The organism is Comamonas sp. 26, from assembly GCF_002754475.1.
In the GTDB taxonomy this organism is placed as follows: Bacteria; Pseudomonadota; Gammaproteobacteria; order Burkholderiales; family Burkholderiaceae_C; genus Comamonas.
Window position 1 is genome coordinate 1,198,395 of record NZ_PEFL01000001.1, and the last position, 20,247, is coordinate 1,218,641.

The following is a 20,247-nucleotide window of genomic DNA, read 5'->3' on the forward strand; positions in this document are numbered from 1 at the left end:
GTTCCTATTGGGCACAATGCTTGCCATGGTCCATGTCTTTTTGAAAATACAGAGACGTCTCGCATGAATTTTTCACAACGCGTCCATCGCCTGGCGGTGTTGCCGCAACGCATTCGCGGGATGTTCAATTTGAACGATCCGCGCTGGGGTCGTGGCGACAATAATAACGAAGATAGCTCCAAGCCCGATAACTCGGCACCAGAGGGGGAGCGTCCTTCGCCGCCCCCTGCTCCTGAGCAGCGTCCTCGACCTTCTTCTCAGCAAGGCGGGCAGCCGCCTGATCTGGAAGAGGTCTGGCGCGATCTCAATCGCAAGCTCTCGGGTCTGTTTGGCGGAGGCTCCGGCAATGGCCGTGGCGCGCCTCCTGCGCGTAACGGTGGTCAGCCCACAGAACCCTTCAACCCAGGCAAGGGTGTATTCCTTATTGCTGGCGTTGCGGTACTGATCTGGCTCGGTACAGGCTTTTTCATCGTGCAGGAAGGCCAGCAGGCCGTCATCACGCAGTTTGGCAAGTACAAGAGCACGGTGGGTGCAGGTTTCAACTGGCGCCTGCCTTACCCGGTGCAAAAGCATGAGCTGGTCTATGTCTCGCAGATTCGCTCTGCCGATGTGGGTAGCGATAACATCGTGCGCAGCACCGGTTTGCGCGAGTCGGCCATGCTCACGGAAGACGAGAACATCGTCGAAATCAAGTTTGCTGTGCAGTATCGCCTCAGCGATGCACGTGCTTGGCTGTTTGAAAGCCGCAGCCCTTCCGAAGCCGTGATTCAGGTCGCTGAATCTGCTGTGCGCGATGTGGTTGGCAAGATGAAGATGGACACGGCTCTGGCTGAAGAGCGTGACCAGATTGCCCCCCGCGTGCGTGACCTGATGCAGTCCATTCTGGATCGCTACAAGGTGGGTGTGGAAGTGGTGGGCATCAATATGCAGCAAGGCGGCGTGCGTCCGCCCGAGCAGGTGCAGGCCTCGTTTGACGATGTGCTCAAGGCTGGGCAAGAGCGTGAGCGCGCCAAGAACGAAGCACAGGCCTATGCCAACGACGTGGTGCCTCGTGCCACGGGTACGGCTGCACGTCTGAGTGAAGAGTCTCAGGCCTACAAGGCCAAGATCGTGGCGCAGGCTCAGGGTGATGCCGGTCGTTTCAGCTCGCTGTACACCGAATACCAGAAGGCGCCTCAAGTCACGCGTGACCGTCTGTACCTTGATGCCATGCAGCAGGTCTACAGCAACGTGACCAAGGTGTTGGTCGAGTCGCGTCAGGGTTCCAACCTGCTGTACTTGCCGCTGGACAAGATCATGCAGGGTGTGAATGGTGCTGCCGCACCTGCCGCTTCGGGTGATGCTGCTGCGGGGTGGCTTCGACGACTCCTGCTGCCGCACGTGTAGTACCCAATCCCGCCGGTGACGCTCGCAGCCGCGATGCCCGTAGCCGCGATCGTGACGCACGCTAGGAGAGAATGCAGTGAATCGAATCGGATTTTTTGTCACCAGCATTCTCGTGGTGCTGGCTTTGTTGAGCTCCACCCTGTTTGTGGTGGATCAGCGCCAGTTTGGCGTGGTCTATGCGCTGGGTCAGATCAAGGAAGTGATCACCGAACCCGGTCTGAACTGGAAGATGCCTCCTCCGTTTCAGAACGTGCGCTACATCGATAAGCGTCTGCTGACGCTGGACAGCACGGATACCGAGCCCATGCTGACGGCTGAAAAGCAGCGCGTGGTCATTGACTGGTATGTGCGCTGGCGCATCTCCGAGCCTTCGGAATACATCCGTAACGTGGGCTTGGATGAGTCCGCAGGTGCCATGCAGCTCAACCGTGTGGTGCGCAATGCTTTCCAGGAAGAGATCAACCGCCGCACCGTGCGCGAGCTGCTATCTTCCAAGCGCGAAACGCTGATGGCTGACGTCAAGCGTGAAGTGCTGGAAACTGTGCGTGGTGCCAAGCCCTGGGGTGTGGACATCGTGGACGTGCGTATTACCCGCGTGGATTACGCCGAGACCATTACCGAGTCCGTATACCGACGCATGGAAGCGGAACGCAAGCGCGTAGCGAACGAGCTGCGCTCTACCGGTGCCGCTGAAGGTGAAAAAATTCGTGCTGAGGCAGATCGCCAGCGTGATATCACCATCGCCAACGCTTACCGCGATGCCCAGAAGATCAAGGGTGAGGGCGATGCTGAAGCCGCTCGTGTCTATGCCGAAGCCTTTGGCAAGGATCCGCAGTTCGCTCAGTTCTACCGCAGCCTGGATGCGTACAAGGAAAGCTTTTCCAAGAAGAGCGATGTGCTGGTGCTGGATCCATCGCAAAGCGAGTTCTTCAAGGCCTACCGCAATGGTGGCTCAGGCAGCAAATAAGCTTTGACTTAGATTGAAACAATGGCCCTTTGAGGGCCATTGTTTATTTCAGGAGACAGAAATGGATTGGTGGGAATCGTTGGGCATGGCGATGGCCATGGTGCTGGTGCTTGAAGGGCTGCTGCCGTTGCTCGCTCCAAGGCAATGGCGACAGATGTTTACGCAGCTGTTGCAGCTCAAGGACGGGCAGCTACGCTTTTGTGGATTGCTGTGTATCGCAGCGGGCGCAATTTCGCTGGCCTTGCTATAAATACCAGTCGATACTGGCTAGGCGTTGCGGGTCAAATTGGGGAGGGCTGGCAAAGCCGGTAGAATCACGTTTTTAACAGCCTCCCCATTTCTCCATGTCTGCTTGGGTCCTGCCGGATCACATTGCCGATGTTTTGCCTTCCGAGGCACGGCACATCGAAGAATTGCGTCGAGGATTGCTCGATACTGCGCGCAGCTATGGCTATGAACTCGTCATGCCACCCATGCTCGAGTATCTGGAATCCTTGCTGACGGGTACAGGCGAAGCTCTTGCCCTTCAAACCTCCAAACTGATTGACCAGCTCTCTGGTCGCACCATGGGCTTGCGTGCCGATATGACGCAGCAAGTGGCGCGCATTGATGCTCATCTGCTCAATCGCAAAGGCGTGACTCGCCTGTGCTACTGCGGCCCCGTGGTGCATGCGCGCCCCGATCGCCCGCGTGCCACACGTGAGCCCTTCCAGTTTGGTGCTGAAATCTATGGTCACGAAGGTCTTGAGGCCGATCTGGAAGCACTGCTTCTGGCGCTCGACTGCCTCAAGGGCGCAGGCGTTAAGGACGTCATCGTGGATCTGGCCGATGTGCGCATCGTGCGCAGCCTGCTGGCTGGATTGATGGTGGACGAGCAGATGCTGCTTGGTGTGCATGCAGCGCTGGCCTCCAAGGATGCGACGGAGCTGGCGGCACTGACCGTCGACTTCCCTGAAGCTTCGCGCGAAGGCCTGATGGCGCTGCTGCAGCTTTACGGCGGCATGGAAGTGCTCGATCAGGCGGAAAAGCTGCTCGAGCGCACTGCCGGCGTGCGCGATGTGCTGTCACATTTGCGCTGGCTCGTGCAGCATCTGGATGGCGTCAAGGTCAGCTTCGACCTGGCCGATCTGCGTGGCTACTCCTACTACAGCGGTACTCGCTTTGCGATCTATGTGCCCGGCGGCAGCGATGCCCTGGTGCGCGGTGGCCGTTACGACGAAGTCGGTGCAGTGTTCGGGCGCAATCGTCCCGCTGCCGGCTTCAGTCTCGATATCAAACAACTGGTGGCTGTCGTGCCCGAGCGTCCGCTCAAGGCTGCCATTCGCGCTCCCTGGGGTGATGACGTGCAAGTGGCTGCTGCCATTTCCGCATTGCGCCAGCAGGGCGAGACGGTGGTCTGCGTACTGCCTGGGCATGAAAGCGAAGTGGACGAGTTTCACTGCGACCGTGAGCTTGCCAATGTTGGCGGGCAATGGGTCGTGCAAGCCGTTTAAGGCTTTTGACTAATTCTTCGATTTATCGGATTGAGATATGAATACATCCAAAGGTCGCAACGTCGTCGTAGTCGGAACCCAGTGGGGTGACGAGGGCAAGGGCAAGCTGGTTGACTGGCTGACTGAAAGCGCCAACGGCGTCGTGCGTTTCCAGGGCGGCCACAATGCGGGTCACACTCTGGTCATCAATGGCGTGAAGACGGCTCTGCACCTGATTCCCAGCGGCATCATGCGTCCTGGCGTGAAGTGCTACATCGGCAACGGTGTTGTGCTGTCCGTGGGCAAGCTGTTTGAAGAAATCGAAGGTCTGGAAAAGGCCGGCGTGCAAGTGCGTGACCGTCTGCGCGTGTCCGAAGCCTGCCCGCTGATCCTGCCTTTCCACGTGGCACTGGACATTGGTCGCGAAGCAGCCCGTGAAAAGGGCGGCGTGCAGAAGATCGGTACTACTGGCAAGGGCATTGGCCCCTCCTACGAAGACAAGATCGCCCGCCGTGCTCTGCGCGTACAAGATTTGAAGCACCCCGAGCGCTTCGCAACCAAGCTGCGTGAGCTGCTGAACCTACACAACCACATTCTGGTCAACGTGCTGGGTTCCAAGAACTTCGACTTCGGCACTGGCCTGGCTCCTTACATGAAGGACGGCGAGATTCAATTCGAAGCTGTGTACGAAGAAGCCATGCGCCATGCAGAGCTGCTCAAGCCCATGATCGCCGACGTGTCGCGCGAACTGAATGCTGCGCACGCTGAAGGCGGCAACCTGCTGTTTGAAGGCGCCCAAGGCACGCTGCTGGACGTGGACCACGGCACCTACCCCTATGTGACTTCGTCCAACTGCGTGGCTGGCAATGCCGCTGCTGGCGCTGGCGTGGGCCCTGGCATGCTGCACTACATCTTGGGTATCACCAAAGCGTACTGCACTCGCGTGGGTGGCGGTCCTTTCCCTACCGAACTGGAGTGGGAAAAGGAAGGCACTCCTGGCTATGTGATGAGCACTGTGGGCGCCGAAAAGGGCGTAACTACGGGTCGTTCGCGCCGCTGCGGCTGGTTTGACGCTGCGCTGCTCAAGCGCTCGGCTCAGATCAACGGTCTGTCCGGCCTGTGCATCACCAAGCTTGACGTGCTGGACGGCATTGAAGAGCTGAAGCTGTGCGTGGGCTACGAGCTGGATGGTGAAACCATCGACTTGCTGCCCTTGGGTGCCGACGATATCGAGCGTTGCAAGCCCATTTATGAATCCATCCCCGGCTGGACTGACTCCACCGTGGGCGTGACCGAGTACGACAAGCTGCCTGTGAATGCGCGTCGTTACCTGGACCGCATCCAGGAAGTAACGGGTGTGCCGATTGCCATGGTTTCCACAAGCCCTGACCGCGATCACACCATCCTGATGCATAACCCCTACAGCGCCGCGTAAGCGTGCTGGGGTTTCACTGAAATTTCAAAGGAACTGTGCCCATGTTGACTGAAGACGGTAAGCACCTGTATGTGAGCTACGACGAGTACCACGGTCTCATCGAAAAGCTCGCGGTCAAGATTCACCAGTCTGGCTGGGAATTCGACACCATCCTGTGCCTGGCACGTGGTGGTCTGCGTCCAGGCGACATCCTGAGTCGCATTTTCGACAAACCCCTGGCCATCATGTCCACCAGTTCCTACCGCGCCGAAGCCGGTACGGTGCAGGGTCATCTGGACATCGGTCGCTTCATCGCCACGCCCAAGGGCGACATATCCGGCCGTGTGCTGCTGGTGGACGATCTGGCGGACTCGGGTGCGACGCTCAAGGCCGTGATCGCCATGCTCAAGACCAACTATGCTCCAATCACTGAGCTGCGCAGCGCTGTGATCTGGACCAAGGGTGTGTCGACTTTCGAGCCTGACTACTCGGTGGACTATCTGGGTACCAACCCCTGGATTCACCAGCCATTCGAGGGCTACGATTCTCAGAGCCCTGAAAAATTGGCAGAGAAATGGAAGGTCTGAGCACCTTGCTCAGCCTTGCAAAAAAGGAGCCCTTAGGGCTCCTTTTTTTATAGAAGCATGATGCTCATCATTGAGTGAGCAATACGTGCCTTTATTCCAACAGTTTCAAGTATTTTTAGTACTGAATAATATGCAAGGCAGGCGCTAGCTGCTCCTGTTTTTGATGTTTTTCCATAGTATGAGCCAGCGCCGTTAAGGCTTCACCTGGTTTGTACAGCAGCAAGTTCTGCAAACAGTTGGCTTGTGTTGGCAGTGGCTGCTCTGGCGCGGATACACTGCAGGAATTCTGAGAAGGTGGTGGTTGTGGGACGTCTTTCTATTGGGCGCACTGGCGCTGCTGTGGCACTGGTGATTGGTGTGGGTGCGGTGGCCTGGCTGGGTGCTTCGGCAATGCCTGGATTCAAATCTACGACGGCTGCTTCGGCGCAGGCATCGCCAGCGGCAAAGCCTGCAGCGACGGCTGCGACAACCGCTGCAGCTTCTGACGCGTTGCCTCGTCCGGCAGCCGTCATGCCGGCGCAGGCATCTCGTACGGTACAAGGCCCGACGCCTATTTTTGTGCTGAACTCTCTGGATGCCTCCATCAGCGTGGTGGATCCTTTGACTTGGAAGGAGCAATCGCGCATTCCTACGGGCAAAGAGCCGCATCACCTGTATCTGACGCCTGACGAAAAGTCGCTGGTTGTGGCCAATGCGCTGGGGGATTCGCTGTCGCTGATTGACCCGCGCACAGGCGCTGTGCAGCGCGTGATTCGCGACATCGTGGACCCTTACCACCTGCGCTTTTCGCCCGATATGAAGTGGTTCATCACGGCGGCTAACCGTCTCAACCACATCGATTTCTACCGCTGGGATGCGGCGACGCAGACCCCCACGCTGGTCAAGCGTGTGTCCACGGGCAAGACGCCTAGCCATCTGTTTGTCGATGCGCAAAGCAAGACGCTTTACTCGACCATGCAGGACAGCGATGCGCTGGTGGCCATCGACATCGCCACGCAGACCATCAAGTCTCGCGTGCCCACCGGTCCTATGCCTGCCGATGTCTATGGCAGCCCTGATGGCAAAAAGCTGTTTGTGGGCCTGACCGGCGGTGATGGCGTGGAGGTGTTTGACCTCACAGGTGCTGAGCCACGCAGCGTGGGACAGATTAAGACGGCAGCGGGCGCACATGCCTTCCGTGCTGCGGGCGATGATCGTCACCTGTTCGTGAGCAACCGTGTGGCCAACACCATCAGCAAGATCGATATGGTCACCAGCCAGGTCGTCGCCAATTACCCGGCGCCGGGTGGCCCGGACTGTATGGATGTGTCGGCTGACGGCCGCTACATCTATGTAGCCTCGCGCTGGGCGCGCAAGCTCTCTGTGATCGACACGGTAGAGAAGAAGGTGGTTAATCAGGTCAATGTGGGCAAGTCGCCCCACGGTGTCTGGACACTGTCCCACGCCGCACGCTAAGCGAAGCTCTCCTTGCTGCAATTAAACGGTGGGGAGCACTTCAGTGCGTGTTGAGCGCCGACCAGTTCACCTGAAGGAGGGTGGATGCAAAGACGTCAATTCATGTTCGCATCCGCGGCGGCTGGCCTGCCCGGGTTGTCTGTGGCTGAAGAATATTCAAAAAAGATAGCTGCTAGTGCATGCAACAAGCCGGTTTACCTGACTTTTGATACAGGGCACATGGGCATCGCCAATCTGGTTGCCCAGGTGCTGCAAAAGCACAAGGTGGCCGTCACCTTCTTCGCCGCCAGTGAGCCGGCGAAAGAGGGTGGCAGCAGTCTTAGCGACTTCTGGGCACCCTGGTGGAAGGCGCGCGCGGATGAGGGCCACCAGCTCGCATCGCACACCTTTGACCACATGTACTGGCTGGCTGATATTCGCGACAAGGCCACAGGGCAGGTCACGCACTTCAAGGTCAAGCCGTCGGCAGGGCCCAGAGCGGGGCAGAGCTTTGTGGTCTCGGTTGCCGAATACCAGCAAGAAATTGCCCGAGCCGCTCAGCGGCTCACGCAGATGACCGGGCGCAAACCCTTGCCGCTGTACCGCGCGCCGGGCGGCAAGACATCGCCCGCATTGATTGCTGCGGCGCAGCAGGGTGGTTATCAGCACATTGGCTGGGCGCCTGCGGGCTTTCTGGGCGATGAGCTGCCCAGCGATAAATACCCCAATGAACGTTTGCTGTCGCAGGCGCTCAAAAACATAGGCAGCGGCGATATCTTGCTGGCTCATCTTGGCATCTGGTCACGTCAAGACCCATGGGCACCCGCAGTGCTGGAGCCGCTGATCGTTGGCCTGCTGGAAAGAGGCTTTTGCTTCCGTACGCTGGCCGAGCATCCTGCGTATCAAGGCTGGATTGCGCAGCACCGCTGAGTGCCGCGCCAGGAGTGATTTGTGGACTGGTTGATTCAGATTTTTGGAGATGCGCAGCAACGCCTGTTTGAGGGTGTGGTGCAGCCTTTTCTGTTTCACTTTGGCATGGCCAACCTGCTGGAAGATGGTTACGCCGCCACCGGCTGGCTTCTGGTCGGCCTGCTGCAGATCGCCATCATGATTGCCGTCATCGTGCCGCTGCAGCGCTGGAGGCCGGTAGAGCCCGTGGTGGACCATCAGGCTATTCGCGTGGACATCATCTACACGCTGATTCACCGGCTGGGTCTGTTCCGTCTGGCGCTGTTCTTCAGCATTGACCCGATGTGGGACGCCATCATGGGCACGGTCCATGTCTGGGGCTTTCCCGCTTTTCATCTGGATGATCTCTGGCCGGGCGTGACGGACAACGCCTGGGTCAGCCTGCTGCTGTACCTAGTGGTGTTTGATCTGGTTGAGTACTGGATTCACCGTGGCCAGCACGGCCTGCGCTGGTGGTGGAAGCTGCATGCGCTGCACCACTCGCAGCGCCAGATGACGGTGTGGAGCGATACCCGCAATCATTTACTCGACGATGTCATTCACGACGCCATCATCGTGCTGGTGGCTCAGCTCATCGGCGTAGCCCCCGGCCAGTTTGTGGCGATTGTGGCACTGACCCAGCTCAGCGAGAGCTTTCAGCATGCCAATGTACGTATCTGGTTTGGTCAGCTGGGAGAGCGCCTGTGGGTCAGCCCGCGCTTTCATCGCCGCCACCATGCCGTCGGCATTGGTCATGAACCCATGGCGCCGGTGCGCAACAAAAAGGTGCACGGCAACAACTTCGGCGTGCTGCTGCCCTGGTGGGACATGCTGTTTGGCACGGTCAATTTTGACCTGCGCTATGACCCGACGGGGGTACGCGATCAGGTGCATCCAGATGCGCAAGGCAAGCTGCGTGACTATGGCCGTGGCTTCTGGGCGCAACAATGGCGGGGCGTCCTACGATTGATAGGTCGCGCTTAAGGCCTTCCTTCGGTATGCTTGCTGACATGGGCTTGCTACTCGACTCTTTTTGGCGTGCATTGGCGTATTGCCTGCATAAGCGGGTTATTGCCTGGTCACTGCTGCCTTTGCTGGCTATGGCCTTGCTAACCTGGGCGCTGGGCTACTTTTTCTGGGCGGATGCCGTTCAGCGGGTGCAAAACCTGCTCGACGGCGTAGGCTGGCTGCATTCGATCTGGGTGTGGCTGCAAGAGCACGGAATGAGCTACGCCTCTGAGGTGGTCGCTTCTATTTTTGTAGTACTGGGGGCCACGCCTGTGTTGGTGGTTCTCACCCTGCTGTTTGCTGGCCTCTTCATGGCGCCGGTGCTGACCAAGCTGGTCGCTGAAAAGCGCTTTGCTCAGCTTGAGAAAAAACACGGCGCATCTACCGTTGCCAGCGTGCTCTGGTCAGGCGGCTCCACCTTGATTGCCTTGCTGGCTTTGTTGGTCACGCTGCCGCTGTGGGTCTTTCCACCCTTGATGCTGGTGGTTGCTCCGCTGATCTGGGGCTGGCTGACTTACCGGGTCATGGCTTTTGATGCCTTGGCTGAACATGCCAGCAAAGACGAGCGCCGTAACCTGTTTGTGCGTTACCGCATGTCGCTGATTTTGATGGGCATCATCTGCGGCTATCTGGGCGCTGCGCCGGGAATCGTCTGGGTTTCAGGTCTGGTGTTTCTGGCTGCGTTCTGGATTTTGATTCCCATCGCCATCTGGATTTATGCGCTTGTGTTTGCTTTCTCGGCGCTGTGGTTTGCGCATTTCTGTCTGGGCGCGCTGGAGCAGATGAGGGCGCAGCCCACACCTCAGGCCGCAGACCCCGAGGTGCCATTTGCCCACGATGTCAGCGATGCAGCTCAGATCACACGCTGAGTTTGCTTGGAGGCATGTGCGTTGCACTCCGCGCACCAAAACCAGTCATTTTTCAAGTTTGCACTAATTTGGTGCATATAGATCACCAGATTGGTGCAATTAAGAGTGAGGCTCAGGCAGTGCGACAATATGGGCCTGTTTGGTGCAGTGTGCGAACACAGGTTGCTCAGCGTATCTGTAAGTGACAATATGCTGGTTCACCGTGGTGCAACGGAAGTTGGCACGTAAACTGCTTAATAATATTTATTCTTTATTTGATCAGCCACGTTGGCAGGAGAGATCTAATGGCGAAGACCGTAGCAGATGTGATGCAGATGGTGCAGGATAACGAGGTCAAGTTCGTAGACCTGCGCTTTACCGATACCCGTGGCAAGGAACAGCACGTGACCGTGCCCGTGTCGCACTTTGACGAAGACAAGTTTGTCTCCGGCCACGCTTTTGACGGCTCTTCCGTCGCGGGCTGGAAAGGTATTGAAGCTTCGGACATGCAACTGGTGCCCGATCCCAGCACCGCCAACATCGACCCCTTCTTTGAAGAAACCACACTGATTTTGCAGTGTGACGTGATCGAACCCGGTGATGGCAAGGCCTATGACCGTGACCCCCGCTCGATCGCCAAGCGTGCTGAAGCCTATCTGAAGGCCTCCGGTCTGGGCGACACCGCCTACTTCGGACCCGAGCCAGAATTCTTCATCTTCGACGGCGTGCGCTGGGGTACCGAGCCTCACAACCCCTTCTTCGAAATCGAAGAATACGAAGCTCCATGGAACACCGGCACCAAGTTTGAAACCGGCAACCGTGGTCACCGTCCCCGTAACAAGGGCGGCTACTTCCCAGTGCCTCCCGTTGACAGCACGCAAGACATGCGCGCAGAAATGTCGCTGTTGCTGGAAGCGGTCGGTATTCCTGTCGAAGTGTTCCACCATGAAGTGGCCGGCGCTGGTCAAAACGAAATCGGCACACGCTTCTCCACGCTGGTTGAACGCGCTGACTGGACACAGCTGCAAAAGTACATCATCTGGAACGTAGCCAACACCTACGGCAAGACAGCTACTTTCATGCCCAAGCCCTACGCTGGCGACAACGGCTCTGGCATGCACGTGCACCAGTCCGTGTGGAAAGATGGCAAGAACTTGTTTGCTGGCGACGGCTATGCCGGTCTGTCTGACTTCGCGTTGTACTACATCGGCGGCATCATCAAGCACGCCCGTGCTCTGAATGCAATCACCAACCCTGGTACCAACAGCTACAAGCGTCTGGTCCCTGGTTTTGAAGCGCCTGTGAAGCTGGCTTACTCGGCTAAGAACCGCTCAGCTTCCATCCGTATTCCTTACGTGAGCAACCCCAAGGGTCGCCGCGTGGAAGCCCGCTTCCCTGATCCATTGATGAACCCCTACCTGGGCTTTGCGGCTCTGCTGATGGCGGGTCTGGACGGCGTCGAAAACAAGATCCATCCCGGCGAAGCAGCAACCAAGGATCTGTACCATCTGCCTCCCGAGGAAGACAAGCTGGTGCCTACCGTGTGCCACAGCCTGGACCAGGCCCTGGACGCTCTGAACGAAGATCGCGCTTTCCTGACCAAGGGTGGCGTGTTCTCCGACAGCATGCTGGATGCCTACATCGAGTTGAAGATGGGCGAAGTGACTCGCTACCGTCAGTCGGTCCATCCTGTCGAATACGACATGTACTTCTCGCTGTAAGGCGAGGTGCAAAAGAGGCGGCGCAAGCCGCCTTTTTTATTGCACAGTCATTTAGGTAGCGTGGCCCATAAGGAACCAAACAGGACGACAGCAATCAAGTAGTGAATAAACCTGCAAGCTTGGAGCGATACTCAAGGTATCGCGGACTTGCTATCGCTGTCTGCCTGAGAGGGAACGAATGAAGAAGCTTTATGTGTTGTCGTTGCTGCTTGCTGCGTCTGGCGCTGTCTTTGCGCAGGATGCGATTTACCGCTGTGGCAATGAATACACCAACAACGTGGCGCAGGCCAAGGCCAAAGGCTGCAAGCCTGTTGATGGCGGCGGCGTCACCGTCATTCATGGCACGCGTTCATCTGGCAGCGGCAGCGCTGGCACAACTGCTGCACCGGCCAAGCCCAAAGCGGCAAGCTCCAGCAGCGCAGCACCTGCACCTGTGCGCAGCGATAACGCCGCCCAAAAAGCACGTGACTCTGATGCCCGCGCCATCTTGCAAAGCGAGCTGAGCAAGGCGCAAGCTCGTTTAAGTGAGTTGAAGGCTGAATACAACGATGGCAACCCTGTGCGCACTGCGCTGGAGCTGCGCAACCCTCAGGGCTACCCAGAGCGGGTGGCCAAGCTAAAAGCCGATCTCGCCCGCCAGGAGAGTGATGTTGCGGGCATCAAGCGAGAACTGGATCGCTTGCCCGCAGGCAATTAACCCGGCCCACGGGGCTGGTTACATCTGATCTATTGCATGAGTTCAACCGCTGACTTGCCCCCCGATGCATCCAACCTGGAGTTGGATGAAACCGACCAAAAAAACTACCAGTCTTTAGACTGGCTCTGCACCTTGATTGCCGTGCTGGATGAGCGCGGCATGGTGCGTTTTGTCAATGCGGCGCTGGAGAATGCGCTGGGCCAGTCGCGCCGAATCATGGTGGGCAGCGAATTTGCCACCTGTGTGGCCGAGCCCGCCTTGCTGGACAAGGCCTTGAGCGGTGCGCGCTCCAATGATTTCGCCGCGCTGCGTTTTGAGGCCAACTTGCTGCGTCTGGGGCTGGAGCCATTGCCGATTCACGCAGCAGTCTCTTTGGCGGAGAAGGCTGGGCATGTGATGGTCGAGATGTGGCCGCTTGAGCAGCAGGCCCGCCAGGACCGCGAAGAGCGCATTCGCGAGCAGGCTCAGGCCAACAAGGAGCTGATTCGCAATCTCGCGCATGAGATCAAGAACCCGCTGGGCGGTATTCGCGGTGCAGCGCAGTTGCTGCAGATGGATCTGGTCATGCCGGAGCTGCTGGAATACACCACCGTCATCATCCATGAGGCAGATCGCCTGCAGGCTCTGGTCGATCGTCTGCTGGCACCGCATCGCCAGCCGCATGATGTGGGTGACGTCAACATTCACGAGGTGTGCGAGCGCGTTCGTTCGCTGGTGCTGATCGAGCATCCGCAAGGGCTCAAGATCCTGCGTGACTACGACATCTCCATCCCCGAGTTCCGCGGCGACAGCGCGCAGCTGATTCAGGCCCTGCTGAACATTGTCCAGAACGCTGCGCAGGCACTGGGCAGGCGTATTGCCGAGGGCGATGCAGAGATCATTCTCAAGACCCGTGTGGCCAGGCAAGCCACTTTAGGGCGTGAGCGCCACAGACTGGCACTGGAATTGCATGTCATTGATAACGGTTCAGGTGTACCCGATGCCATCAAGGAGCGAATTTTCTATCCCTTGGTATCTGGCAGAGATGGTGGCTCAGGCCTTGGTCTGACGCTCGCTCAGACCTTTGTTCAGCGCCATCATGGCTTGATCGAATGCGATAGCCAGCCCGGGAGGACGGATTTCCGAATTCTGATCCCGCTGCCATAAAGCCTGACATTACTAATATTCCGAACAGGGAAAGGGTGTTGCACGAATGAAGCCGATCTGGATTGTGGACGACGACCCTTCCATCCGCTTTGTGCTTGAAAAGGCATTGGGGCGCGAAGGCTGGCCCATTCGCAGCTTTACCCAAGCGCGTGATGTTCTCAAGGCCCTGGCAGATGTGGACAGCAGCGACCCAGAGCGCCAGGCCCCGCAAGTGCTGGTCAGTGATATCCGCATGCCCGGTGGCTCAGGACTTGAGCTGCTGGAACAGGTGAGGGCGCAGCAACCCAGCCTGCCCATGATCATCATGACGGCTTACTCCGATCTTGATAGTGCTGTTTCCGCATTCCAGCGCGGTGCATTCGAATATCTGCCCAAGCCTTTTGACGTGCCCAAGGCGGTGGAGTTGATCCGCCGCGCGGTTGAAGAAAGCCAGCGTGAAGAAGTGGCCGATGTGCAGGCCCCGGTACAGGCCGAGATGCTGGGCCAAGCCCCGGCCATGCAGGACGTGTTCCGCGCCATTGGCCGATTGAGTCAGAGCCAGGTCACGGTCTTGATTACTGGAGAATCCGGTTCGGGTAAGGAGTTGGTAGCTAGAGCCTTACACAAGCATTCTCCCGTTGCTGGAGGACCATTTGTAGCTATCAATACCGCAGCAATTCCCAAAGATTTGCTGGAGTCCGAACTGTTCGGGCACGAGCGCGGTGCATTTACCGGAGCGCAAACCCAGCGCCGTGGCCGTTTTGAACAAGCCGAAGGCGGCACTCTGTTTCTCGATGAAATCGGCGACATGCCCTTCGAGTTGCAGACACGCCTGCTGCGCGTGCTTTCTGATGGGCATTTTTACCGGGTGGGTGGTCATCAAGCCGTCAAGGCTCATGTGCGCGTGATTGCGGCCACCCATCAGGACTTGGAGCTTCGCGTCAAGGATGGTGCTTTCCGCGAGGACTTGTTCCATCGCTTGAATGTCATTCGCCTGCGTTTGCCAGCCCTGCGTGAGCGCAAGGAAGACGTGCCTATGCTGACCCAGCATTTTCTGCAGCAAAGTGCACGTCAGCTAGGGGTGGAGCCCAAGCGCATGAGCGGTGTTGCCATGAACCGGCTGCAGACTTTTGGCTTTCCGGGCAACGTACGCCAACTGGAAAACATCTGTCACTGGCTTACCGTCATGGCTCCTGCGCAGCAGATTGCACTCAAGGACTTGCCGCCTGAAGTGCTTAACAGCGGCGCAGTGGCTGAGGCACCTGCACCGTCAGTTGCTGCACAGCCTGCTGAGAAAGTAGAGCCTGTGCTCAGTGCCGAGGCTACCCAGTCCTTCATTCAATTGCCTGCTGAGGCTGAAGGCTGGCTGGAGGGGCTTGGCAAACAAGCGCAAGAGCTGCTCTCAGAGGGGCATAACGATGTGTGGGATCAACTCTCCCACAAGTTCGAAGCGCAGCTACTGCGTACCGCACTGGCCGCTACCCATGGCCGGCGCGTTGAGGCTGCGAGCCGCTTGGGCATTGGTCGCAATACCATTACCCGCAAGCTGCAGGAGCTGGGGCTGGAGAACGAAAACTTTGATTGAATGCCTTGACTAAGTGCTCTATCTCGAAGGCAAATCTTCAGTTCTCTGGCTTGTATTTGTTGTGTTCAGTGTGAGGCTTTGCAGTGGCTGAGCCACGGCCCAGACTGAGACATATTCAACGCAATTCGCAGCCACTCGCTCACTTCAGCCCAGCGTAACTACCACAGGGGTGTGATCGCTGGGTTGTTTGTTCTTGCGAGGCGTGCGATCCACAATGCAGGCAGTCACACTGCTTTTCAGTGCGTCGCTGACCAGAATATGGTCAATGCGCAGACCACGGTTCTTCTGGAAGCCCAGCATGCGGTAATCCCACCATGAGAAGCTTTTTTCAGGCTGCTCAAACATGCGAAATGAATCGCTCAGGCCGAGTTTCAGCAAGTCCTGAAAATGCCCACGCTCTTCTACTGTGTGGTGAATCGTGTCCTTGAGTCCGACAGGATCATAGGAGTCGCGATCTTCGGGGGTTACGTTGAAGTCGCCCACCAGAACCAGACGCGGATGCAAAGCCAGTTGCTCTTTGACCCAGTCATGAAGCGCCTGCAGCCAGCGCATTTTGTAGGCAAATTTTTCAGAGCCCGGCTCTTGGCCGTTGACGAAGTAGCCATTGATCAGGCGAATTTCGCCTGATGGTGAATCAATCGTCGTTGCAAGGATGCGGGCTTGCTCATCCTCAAAGCCGGGAATATTGCGCACCACATCGCGGCCCGTTTCTCGTGTGATCCAGGCCACGCCGTTATAGGTTTTTTGTCCGTGGCTGATGGCCTTGTATCCGGCTTCTTCAAAAGCCATGTGAGGGAATTTGTCGTCAGTGAGCTTGAGCTCCTGCAGGCCCAGCGCATCAACAGGGTTCGCCGCCAGCCAGTCCAGTACTTGGGGCAGACGCACCGTCAGAGAGTTCACATTCCAGGTAGCAATTTTCATTGTTATATAAACCCATTTAATTTCAATGGGTTGCGTATTTGATTTTTAGGTTTCTAGCTCTAGCTACCCAGCTAGCTACCCAAAAAAATTGTTCAAAAAAGGTCGTTCTTTTAGCTCCTTCTATCGTATCAGCCACATCGTTCCCGCTGCGCGAGCGCGCTTTAGGCTTTAACTTTAGGAGTAGGGCGGCTACGTCGCGCCCACGGCCCATGAGCATTGAGCATGCCCTTGTGCAGTTGTACAACTGCACAAGGACTGGTGGCCTAGCCGGTGGGCTCATGCTTGAGCTCATCCACAGGCCATCACACCAGCAGTTGCTGATTTCCCTCTTAGCGGCATTGGTGCGCTTGCGTTTCAGCACTACGCCACAATGTTGATTGATGGAATACCTTATTCAAACTGATCCCACAACGCCGCCTTGAACCAGGCCGGCATTTCATCGGTTTTCATTTCGATTTCCAGGCCATCGGTCACTTCGGCCACCCACACCCGCTCAGCCCCTGAGTTGTCGAATATGTAAGCTCGGTCAGCGTACGTCACGGCCTGCGGCAACAATTCCAGCGAGCGCACATAGCGGCTACGAATCTTGTCTTCCGCCACAGGATGCCCGCCAACTTGCACACGGTACTTGACCCGTGACACATTGATGTCGGCATCCTCCGTCGCCACAAAGTACAAGTAGGTGCGGTAGCCCGCCTGCTGCGCCTTCTGCAAAAACGCCACTTTGTCAGGCGATGACATCACGGTCTCAAATGTGAAAGATACCTTCGATACCAACAGCTTGTGCCGAATAAAGTCCGCCAGCACAGATGCCCAGTATGAATTGACCGCCACAGGCCCAAACACCACACGCCCATCAACCAAGGCCAACTGCGAGGCTTGGGCTAAAAGCCCAGCCTTTTTCAGCAGTGTTGATGCCAGCAAGAACGCTTGCAACTCTTGCGTATCCGCATCGACTTCAAACGCAGCCAAACTCAAGCAGCCGTCGGCACGGATGATTTTTTCAATTTCGTCTGCGTTGACGTAGATACCAAGCCACTGCGGCGGTAGCACGTCCTTGATCGTACTTTTTCCCGAACCATTCGGGCCTGCAAACATTCGCAGGCGAGGAACAGGAATCGTCATGCTTTACGTGCCCGTACACGCTTCTCGCCCACACGCACTGGTGTTGGCTTTGCGATGCTGCGAATGACACGCACAGCACCTTCGGCAGTGGTTTCAACCAACTGACCGTGACGCGCTTCTATCACCTTGCCGTTGGTAGTCAGCGCTTGCAAGTAGGCCAGCTTGAACGCACTACCCGCCAACTCGGGAATGCGGGCTTCCATGCGCTGCATGGACTCTTCGCTCATTCGAGAGTGGTTCATCATTCATGATCCTCCATGGTTCACCGCTACTTATACCAGTCAAAACCTCACAGCGCTGTAGCAGGCAATTTCTCACCCAGCACCTTCGCCACGCAGCATTCCCTTGAGCAGCTGCACATATTCCATCACTTGCAGCGCCGTGTCGGTCGCCCAGACGGTCACATCATCCGGGTTCATGCTGGAAGGCTTCCACAGCCCATCACACCAGCAGCTACTTATCTCCCACTGTTTAGCACTAAGTCGCTCAAACACTGGTGGCTGCAGTTGCGCTACTTTCCAGCGTTTGGCGATTTCCAGCTGCAACTGAGCGGGCAGTACACCTTCACCTTGCAGCAGCAAGCGCAGCCCCAGTCCAGCTCCCCAGTCTTCTTGCCTCAGCTGAACGATGGTCAAGTTGCGCCAAGCAGGTGCAGCACCAAACGCTCGCGGCAGCTGAATCGTCAGCATGGGTTGCCCTTGGCGCAGGTGCACGGCCAATGACAGCGGCAAAGGCTCCGTCACACCCTGCACCTGCAGTTTGACCCATGTGGCATTCGTCAGTTGAGCCTGCAAAGTACGCTTCACGCATCGCCACCATGCCAGCCGAAATTCGGGCATATCGTCCAAGGCTTGGAACAGCCGCTCATGCCACGCAATGCGCCTGGCCAAAGCCTTGGCACTCAGATCCATGGCCTCGGCCATTTCCTGGACAGCCAGCATGATGTGCCCATGCGCGGGTGCCTGGCTCAGCCCCCTCCTTGCAAACATCAACACCCAAGGTACATCACAGCGCCCGCTGTCCAAGTGCCATAGCAAAGCGTTGATCGTGTCTGGCGGCTGGTGTTGTGCACCTTGCAGGACAGCTTGTGCATCTGCCGTATCCCGCCACTGCAGCCAACTGGCGGCATCCGTGACGCCCTGCCCTTGCAAGAATGTGACCAGGCTACGCAAACGCTGCACGGCCTTGATAGTGGACGCCGGCTGGGTGATTTCGCCTTGCCACAGCAACACGGCCAATTCAGCATCGTCATCAGGCCCGTATTGCTGCAACAGTACCACCAGCCGTGCCAAGCTGCCTAAACCCAGTTGCGGCACAGCACACCGTGCAAACACCTGCCATGCAGCAGTGCGCTGGCTAAGCGGCTCAATCACCTGCAGCGCCGCATCGACCAATTCCAGCACCATGGCCGACTGCAGCTCCATGCATGGCCTTGCAGTATGCACATAGCGCCCAGCTTCGGCACAGCCAGTGAAGCAGCACGGCCACTGGCCGCTGAATTCATGCAAAACAGGGGTTTCTACATCGAGGTTGGGCAAGGTCATCACTGCCGCCAGCAAACGCCGGTAGCGGTGCCACCTCAAGTGATAAGGGTGCATGGTTGAACTTTCAAAACAGGCACGCCGCAACGGCACCTGAGTGCAGCTTCAAAAACAAAGCATCAGGCGCACAACGTGCACAAGGGAAATCAGGTAAAAGAGAACGAGAAACTGAAACTCAAGCCAGCGCAATGGCCGCGCCACGGCGGGTACGCAGGCCCACTTGCACCACCTTTTCCACAGTGGCTTTTTCTGACCAGCGGACATTGGTGTTGCGCAGCTTTTTGCTACCCCAATGCTCCAGCAAGGCATTCCATGGGGTCAGCGGCACACTGTCCATCAAAGGGTCAAGCACCAACAGTGAATGCGGCTTACCTTCGGCATACATAACGCCCACAGCCAAGACCCAATGGCTGTAGCTTGGCGATGTGAAGCGCACCAGGCACACCTGATCGGACTCCAGGGCTGCCACTGTTCGGGCTTCCACATCACGCCGCAATGGGCGGCAATGCACCTGCTCTGCAAACGGGGCAAACTGCTCCTTGAGCTGCGCCGCCGAACAGCCCGTGAAATATCGGGACTGCCCAATGGCACAGACTTCGACCAAGCGCTCATCAAGGTCACCTTCATACAAGGCATCCCGTGATACCAAGCCCAGCAGCATCAAAGCCATCAGCACGCAATGGTGCCCGCAAGCCATGTCGTTCTCGCCCTGGCGCAGCAGCAGCTTGTTTTGATAGGCCACTGCACCTGAGCGGCCAGCACTCAGCTGCGAGTGCACCACAAAGTGCCGCCCCAGCATCAGTACTCCTCGGGCAATAACAGCGTCGTGCTGCTGCGGTCAGCTTCTGTGATGATCCACAAACGCTCTGACTTGGAAAGCACATATACCGACATCAGCCGATAGCCATACTGCAAAGCATCAACGTTAGCTTGGCGGTCTTCGGCACTGATATCACCCCAATCACCCGACACATGACGCAGTACAAACGGTAGTGCTGTCAGTTGATGGGTTTCCAGCAGATCTAAGGCCCCAGGTGTAGCTAACACCTGACCCAAGGCGAACAAAGGTGCACCAGCAGCGGCCTTGTTATGAGAAACAGGAGAAGAATCATTCGGGTATGCAGCGGCCTGACCTGTATCAGTCATAGAAAACTCCAGAAGGGAAAAGTGGGAAAGAAGTGCCCAGCACAGCTCGAGGCTTCCCCCTCCAGTACCAACTCAAATCAGCAGGCACAGCTGTGCCGCACAAGCCTTCAAAGGCTTGCGCGAGCAATTGACCTGATCAATTCAGGTGGGATAAAACAGGGGGGAAGCTCAAGACCCGATGCGAGAGCAGTAGCCGATTAGGGCAGGGTCGGCTGGTTGTGCTCGTAGCACAACGCATGGCTATTATAAGTAATATTTAAAAATCAAATATAAAACATATTTGATATATTTAAATGGGTATTTAAAAGAAGTGGGAAGGGAT

The 20,247-nt window shown here is 57.2% G+C and carries 19 protein-coding genes and 1 pseudogene; 14 read left to right on the forward strand and 6 right to left on the reverse strand.

What is annotated here, in order from left to right; all coding sequences use genetic code 11:
* The first annotated feature begins 63 nt into the window (after positions 1–63).
* From hflK to ntrC, 14 genes and pseudogenes are all read left to right on the forward strand, one after another.
* Positions 64–1,451: pseudogene (hflK, locus tag CLU84_RS05505) on the forward strand (FtsH protease activity modulator HflK).
* Between the two features lie 11 nt (positions 1,452–1,462).
* Positions 1,463–2,353, forward strand: a complete 891-nt coding sequence (gene hflC / locus CLU84_RS05510) for a protease modulator HflC (protein WP_099736324.1) — start codon at positions 1,463–1,465, stop codon at positions 2,351–2,353.
* Positions 2,354–2,414: 61 nt separating this feature from the next.
* Positions 2,415–2,603: a DUF2065 family protein gene (locus CLU84_RS05515; protein ID WP_099736325.1), complete on the forward strand. Its 189-nt coding sequence runs from the start codon at positions 2,415–2,417 to the stop codon at positions 2,601–2,603.
* A gap of 94 nt (positions 2,604–2,697) precedes the next feature.
* Positions 2,698–3,846 (forward strand): ATP phosphoribosyltransferase regulatory subunit, encoded by a 1,149-nt coding sequence (locus CLU84_RS05520; protein ID WP_099736326.1) that lies wholly within the window; start codon positions 2,698–2,700, stop codon positions 3,844–3,846.
* A gap of 37 nt (positions 3,847–3,883) precedes the next feature.
* Positions 3,884–5,260, forward strand: coding sequence for an adenylosuccinate synthase (locus tag CLU84_RS05525; RefSeq protein WP_099736327.1), 1,377 nt, complete (start codon positions 3,884–3,886; stop codon positions 5,258–5,260).
* Between the two features lie 41 nt (positions 5,261–5,301).
* Positions 5,302–5,826, forward strand: a complete 525-nt coding sequence (locus CLU84_RS05530; protein ID WP_099736328.1) for a phosphoribosyltransferase — start codon at positions 5,302–5,304, stop codon at positions 5,824–5,826.
* A gap of 510 nt (positions 5,827–6,336) precedes the next feature.
* On the forward strand, positions 6,337–7,281 hold the full coding sequence (locus tag CLU84_RS05535) for a YncE family protein (RefSeq protein ID WP_233210093.1): 945 nt from the start codon (positions 6,337–6,339) through the stop codon (positions 7,279–7,281).
* 84 nt (positions 7,282–7,365) lie between these two features.
* Complete coding sequence (locus tag CLU84_RS05540; protein WP_099736329.1) at positions 7,366–8,190, forward strand: polysaccharide deacetylase family protein; 825 nt, start codon at positions 7,366–7,368, stop codon at positions 8,188–8,190.
* Positions 8,191–8,211: 21 nt separating this feature from the next.
* Positions 8,212–9,192 (forward strand): sterol desaturase family protein, encoded by a 981-nt coding sequence (locus CLU84_RS05545; protein ID WP_099736330.1) that lies wholly within the window; start codon positions 8,212–8,214, stop codon positions 9,190–9,192.
* 14 nt (positions 9,193–9,206) lie between these two features.
* Complete coding sequence (locus CLU84_RS05550) at positions 9,207–10,085, forward strand: EI24 domain-containing protein (protein WP_099736331.1); 879 nt, start codon at positions 9,207–9,209, stop codon at positions 10,083–10,085.
* Between the two features lie 284 nt (positions 10,086–10,369).
* Positions 10,370–11,785 (forward strand): type I glutamate--ammonia ligase, encoded by a 1,416-nt coding sequence (gene glnA, locus CLU84_RS05555; protein ID WP_099736332.1) that lies wholly within the window; start codon positions 10,370–10,372, stop codon positions 11,783–11,785.
* A 178-nt stretch (positions 11,786–11,963) separates the two neighbouring features.
* A complete protein-coding gene (locus CLU84_RS05560; protein ID WP_099736333.1) occupies positions 11,964–12,482 on the forward strand; it encodes a hypothetical protein in 519 nt (172 codons plus the stop codon).
* Between the two features lie 36 nt (positions 12,483–12,518).
* Positions 12,519–13,628, forward strand: a complete 1,110-nt coding sequence (gene glnL, locus CLU84_RS05565) for a nitrogen regulation protein NR(II) (protein ID WP_199173691.1) — start codon at positions 12,519–12,521, stop codon at positions 13,626–13,628.
* A gap of 46 nt (positions 13,629–13,674) precedes the next feature.
* Entirely contained in the window at positions 13,675–15,192 is a 1,518-nt protein-coding gene (gene ntrC, locus CLU84_RS05570) for a nitrogen regulation protein NR(I) (RefSeq protein ID WP_099736334.1), read from the forward strand.
* Positions 15,193–15,336: 144 nt separating this feature from the next.
* On the opposite strand, the gene xth is transcribed toward ntrC, so the two are convergent.
* The 6 genes from xth to CLU84_RS05600 all read right to left on the reverse strand — a co-directional run bounded on the left by xth (position 15,337) and on the right by CLU84_RS05600 (position 19,925).
* Positions 15,337–16,113, reverse strand: coding sequence for an exodeoxyribonuclease III (gene xth, locus CLU84_RS05575; RefSeq protein WP_099736335.1), 777 nt, complete (start codon positions 16,111–16,113; stop codon positions 15,337–15,339).
* 390 nt (positions 16,114–16,503) lie between these two features.
* Positions 16,504–17,238 (reverse strand): zeta toxin family protein, encoded by a 735-nt coding sequence (locus CLU84_RS05580; RefSeq protein ID WP_099736336.1) that lies wholly within the window; start codon positions 17,236–17,238, stop codon positions 16,504–16,506.
* Positions 17,235–17,480, reverse strand: a complete 246-nt coding sequence (locus tag CLU84_RS05585; RefSeq protein ID WP_233209933.1) for a hypothetical protein — start codon at positions 17,478–17,480, stop codon at positions 17,235–17,237. Before CLU84_RS05585 ends, CLU84_RS05580 begins: the two co-directional genes overlap by 4 nt.
* A 72-nt stretch (positions 17,481–17,552) precedes the next feature.
* Complete coding sequence (locus tag CLU84_RS05590) at positions 17,553–18,836, reverse strand: hypothetical protein (RefSeq protein WP_233209934.1); 1,284 nt, start codon at positions 18,834–18,836, stop codon at positions 17,553–17,555.
* Between the two features lie 118 nt (positions 18,837–18,954).
* Complete coding sequence (locus tag CLU84_RS05595) at positions 18,955–19,578, reverse strand: hypothetical protein (RefSeq protein WP_099736338.1); 624 nt, start codon at positions 19,576–19,578, stop codon at positions 18,955–18,957.
* On the reverse strand, positions 19,578–19,925 hold the full coding sequence (locus CLU84_RS05600; protein WP_233209935.1) for a type I restriction endonuclease subunit M: 348 nt from the start codon (positions 19,923–19,925) through the stop codon (positions 19,578–19,580). The genes CLU84_RS05595 and CLU84_RS05600 overlap by 1 nt, the downstream gene beginning before the upstream one ends.
* Positions 19,926–20,247: the final 322 nt, after the last annotated feature.